This window comes from Acinetobacter sp. CIP 102136, assembly GCF_000369685.1.
GTDB classification, from domain to species: domain Bacteria; phylum Pseudomonadota; class Gammaproteobacteria; order Pseudomonadales; family Moraxellaceae; genus Acinetobacter; species Acinetobacter fasciculus.
On sequence record NZ_KB850142.1, the window covers coordinates 617,152 to 635,587 of the forward strand.

Here is an 18,436-nt window from a genome sequence, read left to right on the forward strand (position 1 = left end):
TCCCCTCAAGTGAGGGGATTTTTTTATTTTAGTTTTATGCTTTAGGTTGCTCTATGGCTAAAAACAATCCCTCCAGTTAAGCTTGCAAGGATAGATAGGAGCAGACTCCAAACAGATACAATAAGAAGGAAAATCAATATTCCACAGCCAAGCAAAGTTGAAACGAAAGCAATATCTTGATCAAAAGGATGATGGATCGCCACTTGATAATAATAAGACGTTATCCAGCTTGAAATAATAGTGAGTAAAATACAAAGTCCTTTGCCTGAAGGCGTATTTAGACTGGAATCTGTTATCCAACTTAGCATGTCCTCATCTACTCAAAGTCGATAAAAACGTTTAGCATTTTCATAAAAAATCGGCTTTAAGGCATTTTCATTGTAGTCCTGCACAATATCGCTAAAGGCATCAATAATGTTGGTGAGTGAGCTACTGACACTGTCCATTGGAAAGTTGGATGCAAACATCACGCGCCCAGAACCAAAACAGTCTAAAGTATGCTGGATCACGGGTGCGGCACGTTCCACTAATTCCTGTTTACTTGCCAGCCGTTTCTGCGTGTGAAAATCATGTCCCAAGACTGGCATAAACAGACCAGACATTTTGGTCGATACATTTTTGCATTCGGCCAGTTCTGCCAACTGATCTTTCCAGTCTGCAAATATCTGGGTGCGATCTTGTTCGGTCTTGCCTGTAGCTTTGCTCACTTTGCCAAATAAACCTGCGGGCGTACCCAGATGATCCAGCACAATAGGGGTGTTTGGAAAGGCTTTGGCCAGCGCAGTAACATCCGCAATCTGGGTAGAGTACACCCAGGCATCAAAGCTTAAATCTTGCCTGGCCAGTTCGTCAAAGCCCTTCAGGAAATCTGTGTTGCGATAGAGATGCGGTTCATCGGTCCAGGCATGAATCCCTTTATCTGGATGTACTGCAGCCATTTTACGGATGCCCCGAAACTTGGGAGAAGCTTTGCGATGCAATTGAATCAACTGTTTAAAATTTTTCTGCCGCGGATCCGCCGTGGCGACAATTCCACCCAATTGGATAGTGTGCTGATCAAAAGGAAGCCCAGCGATAAAACGGGTTTCATTTACCACACCCGTACCTTTATGGTCATGCCAGCTGGCTTCAACATGCACAATCTGCTCTATTTCATAATGTCCTGCATCTTTCTTGTAATTTGCAGGCAGATAAGGTGCAGTCAGGTGCTGTGTCAGGCCAATGGTCTCAATGACGTCTCTGGGTTTCAACAGTCGAACCATTCTGTCTAGTAATTTGGGATGATTGCCGAACAGCTTTACCGCTAGCGCTGCCGCATGTGGGGTATTGTACGGATCCCATTGGTGGATATGAGGGTCAATGATCGGGAAGGGAAGTTGCTGCATGCTATGCCTTGTTTTCGTTTATTTATTATTCAATTTATATAGTGCTTAAATCACTTTAAAGTCAATATGATAAATGACAGCAAATAAAAAAAGCCCCGCGGGGCTTTTCGTATTTTAATCAATGATCATGCTTGTGATCATGGTTATGCTTGTTGGCATGAAACTCTTCATTGTGACGGAAACGTAAATAGTTTTCGAACTGTTCACAGTATTCATCATAGTTATCTTCCAGCATCATTTGAAATTGCTGCAAGATATAAGACATGACCTGATCTTTGGCATCGCGCATTTCATTCCCATCTTTAAAGTTATTCGCTGCCACCCAGGTATTGAAACGGGCAGTACCAAATAACATCGCCGCACTGACTTGACCGCGCTTATCGCTCGGTTTTTCCTGTGAGCCTTTTTCTACGCGACAAAACTCGTTGGCTTGTTGAATAAATTCATCAGCACGTTCAAAGAATGCCGCATTTAACGCTTCTTCTTCGGTTACATCGGTTGCTTCAATCTTTTGAACCATGAATTTGTTCCTAACACTAAAATCTCAATCGTTAATTATAGGCAAAGCCTTGCAGAAACTAAACCTTTGCCTTAATCTAAAAAATAGCCTAAGCATATAAAAGTGAATGCCATGCAGGATGCGATTGCAGTACAAAGCCTAAAAAGTGATATTGCCTTATTGCGCCAGAATATTTGGCCACCGGCAAATCTAGCCAATGTTGAAGGCTTGCCGATTTATTATGGCAGCCAGTCACAGGTAGATGAATACTATAGCCAGTGGCTCGGGCTGATTGAAAGGGCACAGGATCTGTTTCAGCCTTTTATGGAAGATGAAATCTTGGATGCGATCCATCTGCCGAGTCATTTAAACTTGCCGCTGTTTTATTTTCATGTTGACCGGATTCGCATTAATAAAACCCGCGCCAAGGAATCCAAAACTTTTCGTGGGGTCGCCAGCCTGATCGAAAAATGCGGCCAGTTCGAACCCGAGCAGATTGCAGCCATGCGGCAGTGGCTTGATAGTGACGATACTGCAGCTTTGGTGGCACACCGTGAATTTGTGGATTTACGCACTTATGTGTTTCAGCATGGCCAGAGCGAATATACACGCACCCGTTTTTATGTGAATGGGATCGTGCTGAGTGTCGAACCACATTTTGAGCTGGTCGATGCACGCGATAAGCCACGCAAGCAACGCAGCGACAGTTATAACGATCCTCTGGCAGATAATAATACCTGGAAAGTGTTTGGCAAATATCGCTAGCACAGTTTGACCAAGCCCGGTCTTACCAGAAGCGCTTGGTATTTTCTGCAAACTGCTGTAAACGTTCTGCTGCTTCACTCGACAAACGCTGCTGTTCCGCACTTATCCAGCCCAGCACAAACCAAGCCTTGGCCTGTTGTTTGACATAAGGTCTAAATAATTCGTCTGCTACAAACAGGTCATTATAATGCCCAAGGCTTTCCTGCAAGGGTTTTAAGGCTTTTAAATAAGCTTTAACCTCTTTTTCAGGAAATAAGCTTTGCAAGAATTCTACGTTATAGCGTAAGCGTTTGACCCGTTTGCGTGTGCGATGTCGGGATTCAATATCCAGTTCTTGATAGTTCTCGGCATCCTGATAGATTTGCTGATGCAGCTTGCTCAGGCCTTTACACAAAATTTTATGCGAAGACTTAGCTTTACCCTCTGTATTTTCTTGGCTAAAGCTGAATAGTTGCAGCATTAATTCTACTGTGGCAGGACTTCTAAACAGCGCACTGATATTTGGCTGTTTTTGACGGTGTGGCGGTAATTTCAGTAAGGGGGAACCTGCTTTTTCCAGTTGTGGAATCAGGCTTTCTGCCAAGGCATCGCGATCTCGGGTAGAACCCAATTGCTGAAAAATATCCCGTAGCTGTTCCGGCCATTCTGGCTGTACATGTTCAGTCACGGACTGGAAAATTTTAAAAGCACTGCGCAAACGTCGAATCGCAACACGTGCCTGATGCACATGATCACTATTATAATTTTCGGCAGCAATCGCCGTCGCATTTGGGAAAAGATGAGCCAAACAATTGACGACAATCTTTTGCAAAATCGTACTGATCTGATCTTTCTGCTCAAGCACTAAGGGAAGCTGATGCTGAACCGGTAGACTCTCTTCACCATGTAATAAGGCAAAACCGCGTTCCGATTTGCTCCGTGTATCCAGCCACAAAGCATAACGCTGAACCCAGGGCTGAATGAAATCAATCAATTCACTCAGCTGGCCGGATTTAAGCTCAAATTCGACCTCATAAATATCGATGGCTTGATCATTGTGCCGAATTTCTCCGACATCAAAAGCAATCTCAATCTGGCTGTCCAGATGACTTTCTGTGAGTACATACCGTACGACATCTGTTTCAAATTGCAGAATAAGTGGTGTCTCCAGATCACCGATCGCCTGTTTCAGAATTTTTTTTGCCGGTTTATGTTTGCGATATAACTGAAAATCACAATGTTCCGGAGGACTTTTTAATTCATGCTCAAGTTCAAAACGTTCAAATTGTTGTTCGGTCGCTGCTTTCAGGGTTTGAATCCATTGCTGGTCTTCCAGACGTTGCCGCAGGGCAATCTGATGTTGTTGTAATTGCTGTGCTTCAGTATCAAAATAGCGTGCACACAGGCGATGCCGAGTCGGCTGAAGTTTCTGAATGTCCTGTTCAAATTGCACACGAGACTGTGGCGGAATCTGAAATTTGAGTTCTATTTCTGCCATCGGGTCATTCCTCCGCGATGTTGGTTTTACAGATTAATATAGCCCAAAGATCGGCAGGGGTGTGATGTGCTTCTGCAACAAAAAGCACGCCATAGAAGGCGTGCTTTGAGTTTTTCTTGTGATATTTATTTCAATATTTTTATTTCAATATGTTTATTTCAGGAATTTACGACTGACCAGGAACTGTTCGGTCGCTTCAAGCAGTTTTTGCGCATAGACTTCCTGCTTGGCGGTCAGCCAACCCAGCACAAACCAGTCACTTGCTTCCAGCTCGGTCTGCTGAATATAAACTGCAGAAGAGGCCAAAGTTTGATATTCACTGGCTGCCAGTTGAGCATCGTTCAGCGCTTTGCTGTATTTCTGCAAATTTTTGACATCATAGATCGTGGTTAAAATCGGAAAGCTGAATTTCAGTTCCTGAATCCGGCCCGACAATTGATCCAGACTTTCAAAATCAGTGATATCCGTCTGATTCATTTGTTCCTGCAAGGCTTTATATTGCTGTTGCAAGGTAGTTTGCGCAGCGGTTTTCAGATCCAGGGAAGCATGCTCATTTTCATTTAAGCTGAACATCAGTAATTCCAGATAATGATGCACATTCTGGGTAGACTTGACCAGATTGCCGAGTTTCTCCTGCGCATACAGAATATCTTTGCTCAGATTTTCTGCCGTGGTTGGATTTTGCAGGAAGCCGGCCAAGCTGTTTTGCATGTGTTGCAAATGTTGCAGATGTTCAAATTGCTGCTTAAAGGCCGCCAGTTGATGTGCCCATTTGTCCGAAAGCTGAGGATGCCAGTCTTTGAACAGCAGCAAGGTCAGATATAAGTGGTCTAGTGCCAGTCGTGCCTGATCAATATGTTCCTGCTCTGCGACCTGTGCTGCAATCGCCGCGATATTCGGCAATAAATGCTGCATCTGCTGCGCAATCAGACTGCACATGGTTTTACTGGCGCTGTCTTTTTTGCTGATCTGAAATTCTTTGCTGAGAGTCGCAGGGCTAACGCGCTGTGAAGTGGCCAATAAATTGCCTATTTCTGCCTTGCTGCGTACATCGAGCCAGAGCTGGTATTTCTTGACCCATTCAAAACTAAAGGCCAGCAGATGTTGAATTGAACCATTTTTTAGTTCGAACTCGACTTCATGTACTTCTTGCTCGGCATGCTGAGTACGGATCTGTCCAATATCCAGGCTGACTTCGATCTGGGTATCTTCATAGTCAATTACCCTTAACGTGCGGGAAATATCGGTTTCAAACTGGAGTTGTAGCTGGTCGAACTGATTACCGAGCGCATTGCTGAGAATTGTCCCGGCTTCTGGAAATTCCTTATAAATATCTAAATCCAGTTCAGGAGATGCAGTTAATTTCCCTAGATCATGATTATGTTCAAAGCGTTCGATATGGCTTTTTCCGGCCGCTTTTAGGGTTTGAACCCAACGTGTACCTTCCAGACGCTGACGTAGTGCCACCCCATGCCGGGCCAGTTGGCGGTCGGCAGTATCATAATATTTGGCTTGAAGCTGGATCTGTTGAGACTTTTTCGGATCAAGTGCCTTGAGCAGCGCAGTGCGTCTTGCCGCAGGAATCTGGAACTTGAGTTCAACTTCAACCATGATGATCATCCTATCTGTTCAGTGCAATTAAGCACTGAATCTTCACTTGAATAAGGTTTTGAAATGAGGCGGACAGCAGCCGCAATTATATTTTTAGATTTGTGCGCAGCAGATTGTAACCAAAATCAAAATGCATGTAAGACTTGACTGAGCATAAAAAGCTTAAACAGAAGTTTGAAACTTAGATTTCATCGGTTCATTTTAGGCTAAAACGATCGGATTTAGGCGTTCACGGGGATGTGCAAGATACATTGAAGCGCGAATCAAAAGGCTGTTATTTGGCCAAAATATACGCTAAGGTAAAACAAAAACGTCAGGATGATGACAGATGAATGTACAAGTACAACCAGAAAGTAAGAATGAGGTGGGGGTTCAGACCCAGATGCCGATTAAGAATTATCATGAATTTTATCGCTTCTATTTGACCGAACATCGGCATATCATCAGCCGCCGTCTGCACGTGGCCGGCAGTAGCATCGGTTTATACTGTTTTGCTAAAGCCATTCGTCAAGGCAAGCCGCGATATTTTGCCTATGGTTTACTCTCGGGCTATGCTTGTGCCTGGGTCGGTCATTTTATCTTTGAGCGCAATAAACCAGCCAGCTTCAAACAGCCTGTATATAGCTTTATCTCGGACTGGCGCATGTTTGCCGATGTCCTGCGTGGTAATATCAGTCTGATCGACCTTAAATACGATAAAATTTCCCGTTAAGCCAGAATGACTTTTATCGGAATGTGCCCACTTAAAGCATGAAATTTCGATAAAAGCCTTGCAAGTCTAGAATTATTATTCTAATAATTATGGTATTGCAGATTAGGTTTTTTGATCAACTATTATATTTTAATTAATACATCAGTTTTCCAAGCCTGGAGCGACCTTCTCCGGGCTTTTTTTATGCCTGTTTGCTACCAATAAATGTTCAAGATTTTGCTCATGCTATTGTGTAAATATTCATAGAAGAATTCATGTGGATTTGTGCTGAAAGTAAAAGATCCTTTCTGGCTTTGAAACGTTTTCCCACAAACGAATGACTCAAAACCAGAAAGGATCGGGTATTACAAACACAGGTATTTATTTTTCTGTTTATTTTCTGTGTCTAAGGCTATTTAAGACGCTTCGCGCCGATTGGGCTATCCCTGAAAATGGGTATTTTTAATATTAATTAATTTGAGTACGCTTGAGCCAGGCGAAAAAAAGACAAAAAAATCGCTCTTAGAATTTTGCAACTTCTCCACCAAGTTATCTGCAAAATCCTAAAAGCGTTTGTCGGAGGGCGTAAGCATTAACACGTTATAATTATTGTTATAAGGCGATTAAAACGCAGATTTGAAAGTCCGTATATCCCTGAAAATGGTGATATTTGAGATTTAATTGACAAATTGCGCTAAAAAACTGCAAATCTGTTGCTGCCCAGTCTTAGAAACAGCAAGATGGCGGCAATTAAACCGAGTTATGCCTATAATAGAGCCATCCTAGCAAGTGGCGAGCAAGATGCGCGGTTTATATTTAATTACCAATGATGATCCATTAGAGCTTTTATTAGCGAAGTTGGAAGGTGCAATGGCCAATGGTGGTGTTGCGGTCTTGCAATATCGCCGTAAAAAAGTGGCGAAAGAAGATCAAATTTACGAAATCGAGTACATGAAAGCCATGTGTGCTGAATATGGCGTACCTTTCGTGATTAACGATGATCTGGAAATGGCGGTTAAATACGGCGTGGGTGTGCATTTAGGCCAGGATGATGGTTCGATTGTCGACGCTGTTGCGCGTTTGCCTAAAGGCGTGTTGATTGGCCGTAGCTGTAATAACTCACTTGAGCTGGCTAAACAGGCCATTGCCGATGGTGCGAATTATGTGGCATTTGGAGCAATTTATGCGACTGATAGTAAACCTGAAGCGGGTAATATTGGTCTTGAAACCTTAAAACTGGCCAAAGAAAAATTGAACGTGCCTCTCTGTGCCATTGGTGGTTTAACGGTTGAAAATTCAAAGGATGTCATTGAGTCAGGTGCGGATTATTGCGCGGTGATTAGTGATATATTGGGACTTCCTATGAATGCCATTCCTGAACGTTTAGATGAATGGTCTGCGCTTTTTCAAGCTACAGCATAAAATTTTTTGATTGATTTAATTTTGAGTCGAGTGCCTTCATGAGCTTATCTCCAAAGCAAGAACAATTGTTCAAACAAGCCAATAAACATATCCCGGGTGGCGTCAATTCACCTGTACGCGCATTTAATAGTGTCGGTGGGACGCCGGTCTTTATCGAAAAAGCCCAAGGTGCGTATCTGTATGATGTCGATGGCAAACGTTATGTGGACTATGTAGGTTCATGGGGGCCGATGATTTTGGGTCATGCGCATCCAGCGATTATTAAAGCGGTTCAGGATGCCGCAGTAGACGGTTTGAGCTTTGGTGCGCCCACAGTTCATGAAACCACACTGGCAGACATTATCTGCGAGATCATGCCATCGATTGAGCTGGTTCGTATGACCAACTCAGGTACAGAAGCGACCATGACCGCGATTCGTTTAGCGCGTGGTTATACTGGCCGTGACAAGATTGTAAAATTTGAAGGCTGTTATCACGGTCATTCGGATTCATTATTGGTAAAAGCCGGTTCAGGTTTATTGACCAGTGGTGAAGGGGAAGCGACGTCGGCAGGCGTGCCAGCGGATTTTGCAAAACATACGCTGACACTTCCATATAACGACATCGCGACTTTAAAAGAATGCTTTGCCAAATTTGGTTCGGAAATTGCCGGCGTGATTGTTGAGCCAGTCGCAGGCAACATGAACTTGGTGAAACCAATTGACGGTTTCCTGCAAGCGATTCGTGATGTCTGTGATGAACATGGTTCAGTGTTTATCATTGATGAAGTAATGACCGGTTTCCGTGTCGGTTTGGGTGGTGCGCAAGCACATTATGGCGTTACTCCGGATTTAACCACTTTAGGTAAAATCATTGGTGCAGGTCTGCCAGTGGGCGCTTTTGGTGGTAAGCGTGAAGTGATGGAATGTATTGCACCACTGGGTAAGGTATACCAAGCAGGTACATTGTCGGGTAATCCACTGGCAATGCGTGCCGGTATCGAGATGTTCAAGCATTTACGTACCGAAGGTTTTTATGAAAAATTAACCGCACAACTCGAAAAATTGCTCGCCGGTTTACAAACTGCTGCTGATGAAGCAGGCATTCCATTCAAGACCCAACAAGTGGGCGGTATGTTTGGTCTTTACTTTACCGATCAGGAAGATATTACTAGCTTCGACTCTATGCTGAAATGCGATGTCGATGCGTTCCGTAAATTCTTCCATGGCATGTTAAATCGTGGCGTAAACCTTGCACCATCTGCTTTTGAAGCAGGATTTATTTCTGCTGCGCATAGTGATGAAGATATTGCTTACACGATTCAAGCGGCTAAAGAAACTTTTGCTGAGATGAAAGCGTAATACCTCTCCCAAACCCTCTCCTTAAAGGCATAGGTATCTACACATCTATGAGATACCTAATGCCATTGTGGCTATCTCATTGAGTTCATCTATTGAATATTCCGAGAGCAGTTGAAGAGTGTTCAGTAAAATCGAAAGCCCTGCCAATAAGGCAGGTGCACTTTCCAACCTACCTCTTTTCTGCTGCCGACCTGAAAGACGGGTGAGAAATACACGAATTTTCTGATGGTGTTCATCTTCAGAACGCTGGATTCGCCAAGTTAAAACACAAGCCATACAGCTAATCAGTAACCGCCTTAAAATGGCTTCAGGTCTGGTCTGAAGCCATGCTTCAATATCATGACCTGCCTGCTTGAGCAGCTTGAAATAGCATTCAATTGTCCAGCGCCAGTAATACCAGGTCGTCATCTCTACCGTAGTAATCTCTGATGGAACATTGCTGATTAGTGACCATCTTGCGACGGTCTTATCCTGATCATCTTTCACTACGGCAACAATTAATCTGGCTTCAATCGCACTCCCTGGCTGGGGAGCAACCCGTTGGCCTGAATCGTCATTTCTCTTCGGTTTTGCTGCACGTGTTATCCGGATAGCAGTTTCTCCCACATGCAACATATGCCGGTTTCCTTTATAGGCAATCGGCTGGACCTGCTGCGTTTCTACTCGTTCTGCGGCTTCTGCAACTTTGCATGTTTTGCCCTGATGCTCAATTCGATGGCCTTCTTTCGCCCGAATCAGCCATTTAAAACCCTGGCTGCTCATTTCCCTTAGGTGGGCAATGGAGTCACCTTCACGATCAATGATATGAACACATGTTTTCTCAATGGGATATTGTTCAATCACTTTGATTTGTTCGGTAAGTGAATCTAGATGAGATTTGCGCCCAGCAGAGTGTTGACTGAATGTGGAATAGCAGCCTGAGGCATCTGATAGTGTCTGCGCCAGTGGCGCAATAGGTAGTCCCGAGGCTGCATCAACCAGCAGACTGCTTTGCAATTCATAGCCTGAATCATATTGATGGGTTCTTTGCAGGCGCTGAATTTTATGATGGTGTTTCACATACTGTAGCTGAGACCAGTCATGAACAATCAATGCATATTGATGCGGTGATGCCTTGATCTGTTCACATGCAAGATGTTCAATTGGCTGGTTTAACTGACTAAAAGAGATTTTGTCATTATTCAGGAATCGCCAGACCGCTTGTGTGGTTGCGAAACTCGACTTTTGGGCAGAAGCCAGGTCTTTGATTGCCGGAGCAAGTGAAGCAAGAGGGTTCATATTGAGCTTTACAAGGCTGTTATAGCGCTTGACAAGACGCTGGTCCAGGCCAGAGATGTTAAATTGAAGAGCATGCTCTTCAATTTAACGCAAAGTTCAGGAATTGTGTAGATACCTATGCCTTAAAGGAGAGGGCTTTCATCTATCGAATAGAAATGAAAATTTAAAGACTTCCTCCAGTATTCTTGCGCTATATATGGCTCAGGCTTAGGGGGAATTACATTTAAAATTAGAGATCATTTTCATGCAAACCAAACATTATTTGACTTTAAGCGATGCGGAATTTTTATTAGATCAAGCCCATCAATATGCCATTCAGAACAGTTTTAATGTCAGTATTGCAGTCGTAGATGAAACGGGTAATTTGCTTGCGATGAAGCGTATGGATGGTGCAGCACCGATGACTGCAAATCTGGCCGTCGAAAAGGCTAAATGTTCAGCTATGAGTCGCCATCCCTCCAAACTGTTTGAGGATATTATCAAAGGCGGACAGATGGGTTTTCTGACCATGGAAACTTTCTCAGGAATGTTGGAAGGTGGTGAACCGATTCTGTATCAAGGCCAGCTCGTCGGTGCGATGGGTGTGTCGGGTGTGAAGTCGTTTGAAGATGCGGAGATTGCACAGGTAGCCATTGAGAAATTTTTGGCTAAGCAAAGCTAATCCAAAATAGAAATTGATCAGCTTAATTTAATAAAATCATTCAAAGTTGTACCAAAATGAAGCGTGGAACGTGAAATATCAACTAAAAAGCCCAATCGCTAATGAGTGGGCTTGTCTATATACAATAAAGTTATAATTTAAAAAGGAAATCAAAAGAATTTCGTATAACGTGTATTATGTTAATTTTAGAAATAATTAAAAGTTTGGAAATACTAGTGAAATGCAACTTATAGAAATAGAGCCTTATTTTTGGGAACTATATGAGGATAGCGAAAATATATACCTCAATGTTTGTATAAATATGAGTGCAGTTTCTTGGGCGAAAACTATCTGCCTAGATAAACAAACGATTCAGCAATATCAGACTCAAGGAAAAGGTTTTATTGATGACTTAGCTAAAAGAATTGAAAGCAGCCAATTTAGAAAAGATTATGAAAGATTTTATTCATTTCCAGATGCCTCCGCAGAACAAAAAGAGGGAATGCTTCTAGCATTTAATGAATATAGGGCTAAGCAAAATTAAAGCCATTTAATATAATGGCGATGATACGAAATTAGAACAATAAACCTCTGTGAAATCAAAGTGTTTTTCAAATCGATGCTAAACTAAAATAGCATGAATCATCATGCTATTTTGTATTTATAAGAGCCTCCCATGCTGTACCCCATCCCTAAAAAAATCCAACTTGCTCCATCCCAAGCCAAATGGCAGCTTGCATCAAATGAATCTGTTTTGGTTTTAGTGGGATTACAAAATTTAAGGATGATGGTAGGCATACAAGAAAGCGACCTAATGAGTCATCTGATCCAGATCAGCAATAAAGCCAAAGCACTCGATATTCCGATTGTTGACTTATATGGTGATGACCTGATGCAAGGCATGCAGCAATTGGGAGAATATGCCTCAACGCATCCGCAACTAATTTTTGCCGGTCAGGTCACGCCAATGCTGAAACAGATTTTGCCGCATCTGATGAGTGTGACGGATCAAATCGGTGTGGTCGATGACGCCATTTTAGTGGCGAATCAAGATCAGCATATTCAATGGATCGAAAATATTTCGGCACAGGGCATACATCACTTAAATACTTATAGCCTGACTCGCTTATGGGATTTAAGCGCGCCGTCAGAATATGTATTGTCGACCAAAGGCATTATGTTGGCTGTCGCAGAACAGCTGGATATGGATGCCTTGGAAATTGATCCCTATGTCGATTTAAAAAATTATGGTCTGGATTCGGTAGCGGTGGTGAGTCTAGTCGGTATATGGCGTGCGCATGGTGCCAATATCCGTTATGAAGATGTGCTAAAGCATCCGTCTTTGCATGAATTGGCAGGCTTCATTTTACAATCCTCAGCTTGATGCGCTGAGATTGAGCATTTTTATGCGCTAAATCGGAAATTTCATCGTCATTTACATAAATGCGCATTGTAATTATTGGCTAAGCTTTCTATCATTGCCGCCTTGTTTTTCGCGATCAGCCTGGGATTGAACTTTGAGTAATTTTCTAACCGAACATCTGATACATCGTGATGACGATTTCATGGTCATCCACAAACCTGCAGGTTTACTCACAGTTCCCGGTAAAACAGAAGACTTACAAGATTGCCTGATCAACCGTCTGGTCAAATTAGAACCCAAAACTTTACTGATTCATCGACTGGATCGCGATACATCCGGTATTTTGGCCTTTGGTCTGACTAAATGGGGACAAAAAACCATTTCCCGCCAGTTTCAGGAACGCCAGACTGATAAAACCTATCAGGCTGTGGTTGCAGGTACACTCGAAGGTGAAGGCACTATTGAAGTGCCAGTGGTGTATGATCCAAGCCGTCCGCCCTTACATATCGCAGATCCCGCACATCATAAGCCGGCCATCACGCATTGGCAGGCGATTGAACATTTTAATATTCAGGGACAGCCTGTGACCCGGGTGAAACTGACCCCAATTACCGGCCGTTCACATCAGCTACGGGTGCATATGCAATATCTCGGACATCCGATTATTGGCGATACCTTATATGCGACACCCGAACAGCAACAGCTCAGTTCACGTCTATGTTTACATGCGGAACGTTTGAGTTTTTATCATCCTCAAACAGAGCAGCTGGTCGAATTTTATTGTCCGGCGCCGTTCTAGGAAATACTTCTTTAATCGGCGTGAATTATGCTCACTTTTTAGTGAGCTTTATGTCAAAATACATTGCTTGAAGGTATGGAATTTTGCTCCAATGACGTTTCGTGATTGAGCCTAATATTCATAATCTTGTACTTAAGATAAAGGTGGAAAAATTGCAGCAATTTGCTATTGGTCAACGTTGGTTATCAGATACTGAAACAGAACTCGGTTTAGGCGTTCTTATTGATGTTGATGAGCGGTCGGTTAGCATTTTATTCCCGAAAAGCGATGAAACTCGCGTCTATGCACGTAGCAATGCACCCTTATCTCGTATCGTATTTAATGTGAAAGATGAATTACAGGATCAGGAAGGGACCAAATGGATTGTAGAATCCGTGGAAGACCGCAATGGCGTGGTGCGTTATCACGTCATTCGTACCCTGGAAGATGGGACTGAAGAACGTAAATCGCTGAATGAAACCCGCATTGGTGCCACCATCCAGTTGTCCAAGCCTCTAGACCGTTTATTGGCCAGTCAGGTCGATTATAAAGAATGGTATGACCTGCGTATTGAAGCGCTGCTGATGCAGGCCAATATGCAAAGCAGTCCACTGCGTGGTCTGGTCGGTTCACGTGTCGGCCTGATTCCACACCAGTTGTATATTGCGCATGAAGTCGGTCAGCGTTTTGCTCCGCGTGTATTACTGGCCGATGAAGTCGGTCTGGGTAAAACTATCGAAGCCGGTTTGATCATCCATCAACAGCTGAAAACTGGCCGTTCTGAACGCATCCTGATTTTAGTACCAGATTCGCTGCAATATCAGTGGATGATTGAGATGCGCCGTCGTTTCAATCTTGAGTTCTCGTTATTTGATTTGACCCGTACTGCATCAATCAAAGAGCATGATCCTGAACAAAACCCATTCCTGACCGAACAAAAAATTATTGCCTCTGTCGATTTGATGGTCGACCATGAAGATCTGCGTGAACAGGCGCTCGAAGCCGGTTTCGACTTGCTGGTGGTCGATGAAGCACATCATTTGATGTGGAGCGAAGAAGATGGCGGTAATGACCGTTATGATCTGGTCGAAGAACTGGCTGAACATACGCCGGGCGTATTGTTATTGACGGCAACACCGGAACAGCTCGGGGTAGAAAGTCACTTTGCACGCCTGCGTTTACTCGATCCGCAGCGCTTTAACTCGCTGGATCGTTTCCTGGATGAAGAAGCGCAATATCAGCACACCGCTAAAATTGCAGAAGTGTTGATGTCAAATCTGCCACTTGAAGCAGAACATTTGACTGCGATTGAGGCCTTGTTGGGTCATTCAATTGAAGATCATCCTGAGCAGCGTTTCCGTGCCATTCACGAACTTTTAGACCGTCATGGTACCGGTCGTATCCTGTTTCGTAATACGCGTGAAGCCATTCAGGGCTTCCCGGGTCGTGACTGTCAGCCGGCACCATTACCAGCACCGGAACACTGGTCGAAAGATGGTAAGTTGCGTGAGCAAATGTGGCCTGAAGAAGCTCAGCTAGACGGCTCGTGGATGGAAGCCGATCCACGCGTGATGTGGCTGATGGAGCGTTTGCGTACCGATTTAAAACACAAGAAAGTCTTACTGATTGCACGTAGTGGGCCAGTAGTTGAAGCGCTGGAAAATGTACTGCGTCTACATGCCGGTATCCGTACCGCAATGTTCCATGAAGGTATGAGCCTGCTGGAACGTGACCAGGCTGCGGCGTATTTTGCTGAAGATTCGTATGGCGCGCAGATTTTACTCTGCTCGGAAATTGGTTCGGAAGGTCGTAACTTCCAGTTTGCCTCTGACCTGATTTTATTCGATCTTCCAGCCAATCCAGACGTGTTAGAACAGCGTATTGGTCGTCTGGATCGTATCGGTCAAGAAAACCGGATTCAGATTCATGTGCCTTATCTGGTGGGAACTGCGCAAGAACGCATGTTCCGCTGGTATAACGAAGCCTTGAATATTTTCAGTAATATTTCCCCAACTGCACAAACCTTGCAGGAAAATTTTATTGTCCGTTTGAAAGACTGTCTACTTGCAGACAAAGGTCAAGCATTTGAAGACCTGCTGGAAGAAGTCAGTGTGCAACGTGAAGCTTTGGAAGCTGAATTGCAGGAAGGTCGTGACCGTCTGCTGGAATACAACTCTTGCCGTCCAGTGGTCGCACAGGAAATTGTCAACGCGCTTGAAGATTATGATGATAATACCACTTTGCCGATTTTCATGAAACGCTTTATGGCGTCTACGAATATTGACTTTGACGAGCAAAGTAACGGTACCGTGATCATCAAGCCAACAGATCAAATGCAGGTTCAAGGTTTGACGCTGGATGAAGAAGGCATCACTGCCACTTTTTATCGTGATCAGGCACAGATCCGTGAAGATGCACAATACCTGACCCTTGAACATCCATTCACTGAAAGCGTGATGGAAATGATCAATACGCAAGGCTTTGGTAGCACCAACGTTGCGGTATTAAAATCGGCAGCATTGCCACAAGGTTCGGTATTATTAGAAGTCTGGTTCAAGGTCGATGTGGTGGCACCGAAAGCATTGAATTTGCCGTCTAGCTTGCCGCAACAGTTGATTCGTGTCTTGCTTAGTGAAAAAGGTCAGGATCTCTCCCAGAAGATTGCACCAGAAATCCTGAAACCGTACTTGCATCATTTAGATGGCAATAGCTGCCGTCAGGTGGTGAAAGCACGTCGTGATGTGATTGAAGCTCGTTATCAGCAAGCGCTTGAACTGGCACGCAGTGCATTGCCGGGCTTCAAGCAGCAAGCCAAAGAAGTGTATGGCAACAAATGGCAATATGAAATTGATCGCCTGACCTATCTGAAACAGTTCAACCCAAGTATCCGTGAAGATGAAATTGCGCGTTTACAGAAGTTGCAGAAAGAAGGTCTAAGCCTACTGGATGGTCTATCGGTAACGCCTGAAGCGATTCAGGTGATGGTCGTGGTCAAGCCTTAAGTTTTACACAATTAAAAAATGCAGCTTTCGGCTGCTTTTTTTATGGGCAAAATCCAGGTTTATTATTTTTTTGTCGGAGAATGCTGGCCTGTCATTTTTCTCCTGTTTAAAATTAGCCTACTGAATAATAAGAATGACAAATGTATGTCAAAAGCATTGATTACCCTTGGCACAAAGACCAGTCATGGCGGCATGGTGACTGAATGTGAACCCTCTTTTTTGATCAATGGTATAGCCGTGCATCTAAATGGGATGAAGCATTATTGTCCAAAATGCCAGACCATGGTCGCAGCAATTGCTAGCGACTTATCAGTTACAGTCAAAGGAAGAGCGGTAGTCATTGCGGGAGATAAGGCCAGTTGCGGAGCGACTTTTCTACCGATGCAACATTTGACTGTATCACAGAAATAGTCTTTTATTTTTTAGAAATAGCGAGAAATGACTTTGAGGTCATGCTTTGAGCATTTGTGCGCTGCCGAATAAATCTTTAAAGCGGTAAGCTCATCTTACGATTTCAGGATGAATACGCGCTGCGTTTAAAAATAATGAAGCAAGCCCTACATTTTACTCATGCCAATGGTATCCCTTCCGCAACTTATCAAAAGTTTCTGGACTGTTTTCAGCAAGACTATGAGGTCAAAGCGATTCCCTTTATTGGCATGAACCCGCAATATCCAATTACGCGAGACTGGCGTTATCTGGTCGATGAAGTCATTGCAGATATCGAGCAGCAATTTCCTCAGCAGCCGGTGATTGGCTTAGGACATTCCTTTGGTGGTCTGGTGACCCTGATGGCGGCGTATCGACGTCCCGAACTATTTTCCAAACTAGTCATTATGGATCCACCATTTGTGATTGGAAAAAACAGCGCCATATTTGAACTGGTCAAAAAGCTGAATTTGAAAAGTATTGATCGTTATACACCTGCAGGAATAACGCTGAAACGCAAAGATTATTGGCCATCGAAACAGGTCGCGATTGAAGCTTTGAGATCTAACCGCCTATTTAAAAATTTCGATGAGCAGTGTTTTGCTGATTATATCGAGAGCGGTATTCAGCCAGAACCTGAACGCGGTGGGGTGACGTTAACCATTCCAAAACAGGTAGAAGCGGAAATCTTCCGGACAGTACCCGCGTGGTGGTGGAGAACACCACGCCGACCGCCTGAAGTACCGATTCATTTGATGACTGCAGAGCAGAGCCAGTTTTATCAGCAGGGTTTACCCCAAGGCATGCACAAGATTTATCAAATTAATTATTCAGTGGTCGAGGGCGGGCATATGTTCCCGCTTGAGTATCCGGAAGCCACTGCAACGGTGGTTAAAGCCCAACTCGCACTTTTGTAATCCTCATAAAAAAGAGACGTTGATTACGTCTCTTTTATACAGCTTCATGCAAATCGGAAAATTAGCGCAGTTGAGAATCTTCCAGATGGCGCGCACCTTCCAGAATCATCCGGATCATGATCATGGTCTGTTCGGCAATTTCTTTGCGGTCTTCGGCAGGCATATCAATCACATTGGCGCCCATGTTGAAGACCAGTTGGGTAATGGCTTTGGCGGCAATATCCGGATGAAATAACTTCTTGTTGTTTAGGCGTTCTAGACGAATCAAATCATCCTGAAGTTCTTGCTGAAAATAATTTAACTGGCGTTCTACCGCCTGTTTATAAGACTTGGAGCCAGTATAGCCTTCACGTAATAACAGGCTCAGATTGCCTTCATCGGCATCCAGCTGGGCAATAAAAACTTCCACAGAACTGCGGATGATGCTGTTCTGGCGAGAAGCTTGCAGACGTGCTTCATGCAAAATCTGACGCAATACAATTCCGGCACGATCAATCAGCTCAATGGCCAGTTCATCAATATCTTTAAAATGACGATAGAAGCTGTTCGGTGCAATACCAGCTTCACGCGCGACTTCACGTAGACTTAAAGAGGAAATACTTTTTTGTGGCCCAATCAGATTCAACGCAGCCTGAAACAGTTCTTCCTTGGTAATGGTGGCCTTGCGACCGACACTCCGTACGATAATCGGCTCATCAATGCTTTTCGATTGTAATAAAGATGCGTCACTGCTTATTTTCATTGAAGGCTCGTTCATCGATAGGTTCATGCATGAATCATTTTATTATAACCGAGCCAGTCAAGCTTGTGAAATGATTAGAAAAAATACAGTTGTATAT

The 18,436-nt window shown here is 43.8% G+C and carries 18 protein-coding genes; 11 read left to right on the forward strand and 7 right to left on the reverse strand.

Annotation, left to right across the window (positions count from 1 at the left end; all coding sequences use genetic code 11):
* Positions 1 to 41: 41 nt before the first annotated feature.
* The 3 genes from F893_RS17870 to F893_RS08430 all read right to left on the reverse strand — a co-directional run bounded on the left by F893_RS17870 (position 42) and on the right by F893_RS08430 (position 1,905).
* Positions 42 to 308 (reverse strand): hypothetical protein, encoded by a 267-nt coding sequence (locus tag F893_RS17870; protein WP_129716442.1) that lies wholly within the window; start codon positions 306 to 308, stop codon positions 42 to 44.
* A gap of 12 nt (positions 309 to 320) precedes the next feature.
* Complete coding sequence (locus tag F893_RS08425; protein ID WP_005251461.1) at positions 321 to 1,385, reverse strand: amidohydrolase family protein; 1,065 nt, start codon at positions 1,383 to 1,385, stop codon at positions 321 to 323.
* Positions 1,386 to 1,503: 118 nt separating this feature from the next.
* Positions 1,504 to 1,905 carry a DUF3144 domain-containing protein gene (locus F893_RS08430; protein ID WP_004280011.1) on the reverse strand — a complete coding sequence of 134 codons (402 nt, stop codon included), beginning with the start codon at positions 1,903 to 1,905 and terminating at the stop codon, positions 1,504 to 1,506.
* Positions 1,906 to 2,016: 111 nt separating this feature from the next.
* Here F893_RS08430 and F893_RS08435 point away from each other — a divergent pair, with 111 nt between their 5' ends.
* A complete protein-coding gene (locus F893_RS08435) occupies positions 2,017 to 2,649 on the forward strand; it encodes a hypothetical protein (RefSeq protein ID WP_004280010.1) in 633 nt (210 codons plus the stop codon).
* Positions 2,650 to 2,671: 22 nt separating this feature from the next.
* On the opposite strand, the gene F893_RS08440 is transcribed toward F893_RS08435, so the two are convergent.
* Together F893_RS08440 and F893_RS08445 are read right to left on the reverse strand one after the other, a co-directional pair.
* Positions 2,672 to 4,126, reverse strand: coding sequence for a CYTH and CHAD domain-containing protein (locus tag F893_RS08440; protein WP_004280009.1), 1,455 nt, complete (start codon positions 4,124 to 4,126; stop codon positions 2,672 to 2,674).
* A gap of 153 nt (positions 4,127 to 4,279) precedes the next feature.
* The gene (locus tag F893_RS08445; protein ID WP_004280008.1) at positions 4,280 to 5,737 is read right to left on the reverse strand and encodes a CYTH domain-containing protein; all 1,458 of its coding nucleotides are present in this window, start codon (positions 5,735 to 5,737) and stop codon (positions 4,280 to 4,282) included.
* A 328-nt stretch (positions 5,738 to 6,065) separates the two neighbouring features.
* Here F893_RS08445 and F893_RS08450 point away from each other — a divergent pair, with 328 nt between their 5' ends.
* The 3 genes from F893_RS08450 (at position 6,066) to hemL (ending at position 9,190) form a co-directional block, all read left to right on the forward strand.
* The gene (locus F893_RS08450) at positions 6,066 to 6,449 is read left to right on the forward strand and encodes an Mpo1-like protein (RefSeq protein ID WP_004280007.1); all 384 of its coding nucleotides are present in this window, start codon (positions 6,066 to 6,068) and stop codon (positions 6,447 to 6,449) included.
* Positions 6,450 to 7,229: 780 nt separating this feature from the next.
* A complete protein-coding gene (gene thiE / locus F893_RS08455) occupies positions 7,230 to 7,850 on the forward strand; it encodes a thiamine phosphate synthase (RefSeq protein ID WP_005107266.1) in 621 nt (206 codons plus the stop codon).
* Positions 7,851 to 7,888: 38 nt separating this feature from the next.
* The gene (gene hemL, locus F893_RS08460) at positions 7,889 to 9,190 is read left to right on the forward strand and encodes a glutamate-1-semialdehyde 2,1-aminomutase (protein WP_004280005.1); all 1,302 of its coding nucleotides are present in this window, start codon (positions 7,889 to 7,891) and stop codon (positions 9,188 to 9,190) included.
* 45 nt (positions 9,191 to 9,235) lie between these two features.
* Here the strand turns inward: hemL and F893_RS08465 are convergent, their stop codons facing one another.
* Complete coding sequence (locus F893_RS08465) at positions 9,236 to 10,468, reverse strand: transposase (RefSeq protein WP_004730312.1); 1,233 nt, start codon at positions 10,466 to 10,468, stop codon at positions 9,236 to 9,238.
* A 244-nt stretch (positions 10,469 to 10,712) separates the two neighbouring features.
* On the opposite strand from F893_RS08465, the gene F893_RS08470 reads away from it, so the two are divergent.
* From F893_RS08470 to F893_RS08500, 7 genes are all read left to right on the forward strand, one after another.
* On the forward strand, positions 10,713 to 11,129 hold the full coding sequence (locus F893_RS08470) for a GlcG/HbpS family heme-binding protein (RefSeq protein ID WP_004280003.1): 417 nt from the start codon (positions 10,713 to 10,715) through the stop codon (positions 11,127 to 11,129).
* Between the two features lie 220 nt (positions 11,130 to 11,349).
* Positions 11,350 to 11,652: a hypothetical protein gene (locus F893_RS08475; RefSeq protein ID WP_004280001.1), complete on the forward strand. Its 303-nt coding sequence runs from the start codon at positions 11,350 to 11,352 to the stop codon at positions 11,650 to 11,652.
* A 132-nt stretch (positions 11,653 to 11,784) separates the two neighbouring features.
* A complete protein-coding gene (locus tag F893_RS08480; RefSeq protein WP_004280000.1) occupies positions 11,785 to 12,492 on the forward strand; it encodes a phosphopantetheine-binding protein in 708 nt (235 codons plus the stop codon).
* Positions 12,493 to 12,625: 133 nt separating this feature from the next.
* Positions 12,626 to 13,270, forward strand: coding sequence for an RluA family pseudouridine synthase (locus tag F893_RS08485; protein WP_004279998.1), 645 nt, complete (start codon positions 12,626 to 12,628; stop codon positions 13,268 to 13,270).
* Between the two features lie 143 nt (positions 13,271 to 13,413).
* Entirely contained in the window at positions 13,414 to 16,251 is a 2,838-nt protein-coding gene (gene rapA / locus F893_RS08490) for an RNA polymerase-associated protein RapA (RefSeq protein ID WP_004279996.1), read from the forward strand.
* 144 nt (positions 16,252 to 16,395) lie between these two features.
* Positions 16,396 to 16,662 carry a PAAR domain-containing protein gene (locus tag F893_RS08495; protein WP_026056550.1) on the forward strand — a complete coding sequence of 89 codons (267 nt, stop codon included), beginning with the start codon at positions 16,396 to 16,398 and terminating at the stop codon, positions 16,660 to 16,662.
* Between the two features lie 134 nt (positions 16,663 to 16,796).
* On the forward strand, positions 16,797 to 17,597 hold the full coding sequence (locus F893_RS08500; RefSeq protein WP_004279994.1) for an alpha/beta fold hydrolase: 801 nt from the start codon (positions 16,797 to 16,799) through the stop codon (positions 17,595 to 17,597).
* A gap of 61 nt (positions 17,598 to 17,658) precedes the next feature.
* On the opposite strand, the gene fabR is transcribed toward F893_RS08500, so the two are convergent.
* A complete protein-coding gene (gene fabR, locus F893_RS08505) occupies positions 17,659 to 18,339 on the reverse strand; it encodes an HTH-type transcriptional repressor FabR (RefSeq protein WP_004729898.1) in 681 nt (226 codons plus the stop codon).
* Positions 18,340 to 18,436: the final 97 nt, after the last annotated feature.

Bases quoted from the DNA above. Each gene is read 5' to 3' on its own strand.
- F893_RS17870 (WP_129716442.1), bottom strand. From the start codon at position 308: ATGCTAAGTTGGATAACAGATTCCAGTCTAAATACGCCTTCAGGCAAA.
- F893_RS08425 (WP_005251461.1), bottom strand. From the start codon at position 1,385: ATGCAGCAACTTCCCTTCCCGATCATTGACCCTCATATCCACCAATGG.
- F893_RS08430 (WP_004280011.1), bottom strand. From the start codon at position 1,905: ATGGTTCAAAAGATTGAAGCAACCGATGTAACCGAAGAAGAAGCGTTA.
- F893_RS08435 (WP_004280010.1), top strand. From the start codon at position 2,017: ATGCAGGATGCGATTGCAGTACAAAGCCTAAAAAGTGATATTGCCTTA.
- F893_RS08440 (WP_004280009.1), bottom strand. From the start codon at position 4,126: ATGGCAGAAATAGAACTCAAATTTCAGATTCCGCCACAGTCTCGTGTG.
- F893_RS08445 (WP_004280008.1), bottom strand. From the start codon at position 5,737: ATGGTTGAAGTTGAACTCAAGTTCCAGATTCCTGCGGCAAGACGCACT.
- F893_RS08450 (WP_004280007.1), top strand. From the start codon at position 6,066: ATGAATGTACAAGTACAACCAGAAAGTAAGAATGAGGTGGGGGTTCAG.
- thiE (WP_005107266.1), top strand. From the start codon at position 7,230: ATGCGCGGTTTATATTTAATTACCAATGATGATCCATTAGAGCTTTTA.
- hemL (WP_004280005.1), top strand. From the start codon at position 7,889: ATGAGCTTATCTCCAAAGCAAGAACAATTGTTCAAACAAGCCAATAAA.
- F893_RS08465 (WP_004730312.1), bottom strand. From the start codon at position 10,468: ATGAACCCTCTTGCTTCACTTGCTCCGGCAATCAAAGACCTGGCTTCT.
- F893_RS08470 (WP_004280003.1), top strand. From the start codon at position 10,713: ATGCAAACCAAACATTATTTGACTTTAAGCGATGCGGAATTTTTATTA.
- F893_RS08475 (WP_004280001.1), top strand. From the start codon at position 11,350: ATGCAACTTATAGAAATAGAGCCTTATTTTTGGGAACTATATGAGGAT.
- F893_RS08480 (WP_004280000.1), top strand. From the start codon at position 11,785: ATGCTGTACCCCATCCCTAAAAAAATCCAACTTGCTCCATCCCAAGCC.
- F893_RS08495 (WP_026056550.1), top strand. From the start codon at position 16,396: ATGTCAAAAGCATTGATTACCCTTGGCACAAAGACCAGTCATGGCGGC.
- F893_RS08500 (WP_004279994.1), top strand. From the start codon at position 16,797: ATGAAGCAAGCCCTACATTTTACTCATGCCAATGGTATCCCTTCCGCA.
- fabR (WP_004729898.1), bottom strand. From the start codon at position 18,339: ATGAAAATAAGCAGTGACGCATCTTTATTACAATCGAAAAGCATTGAT.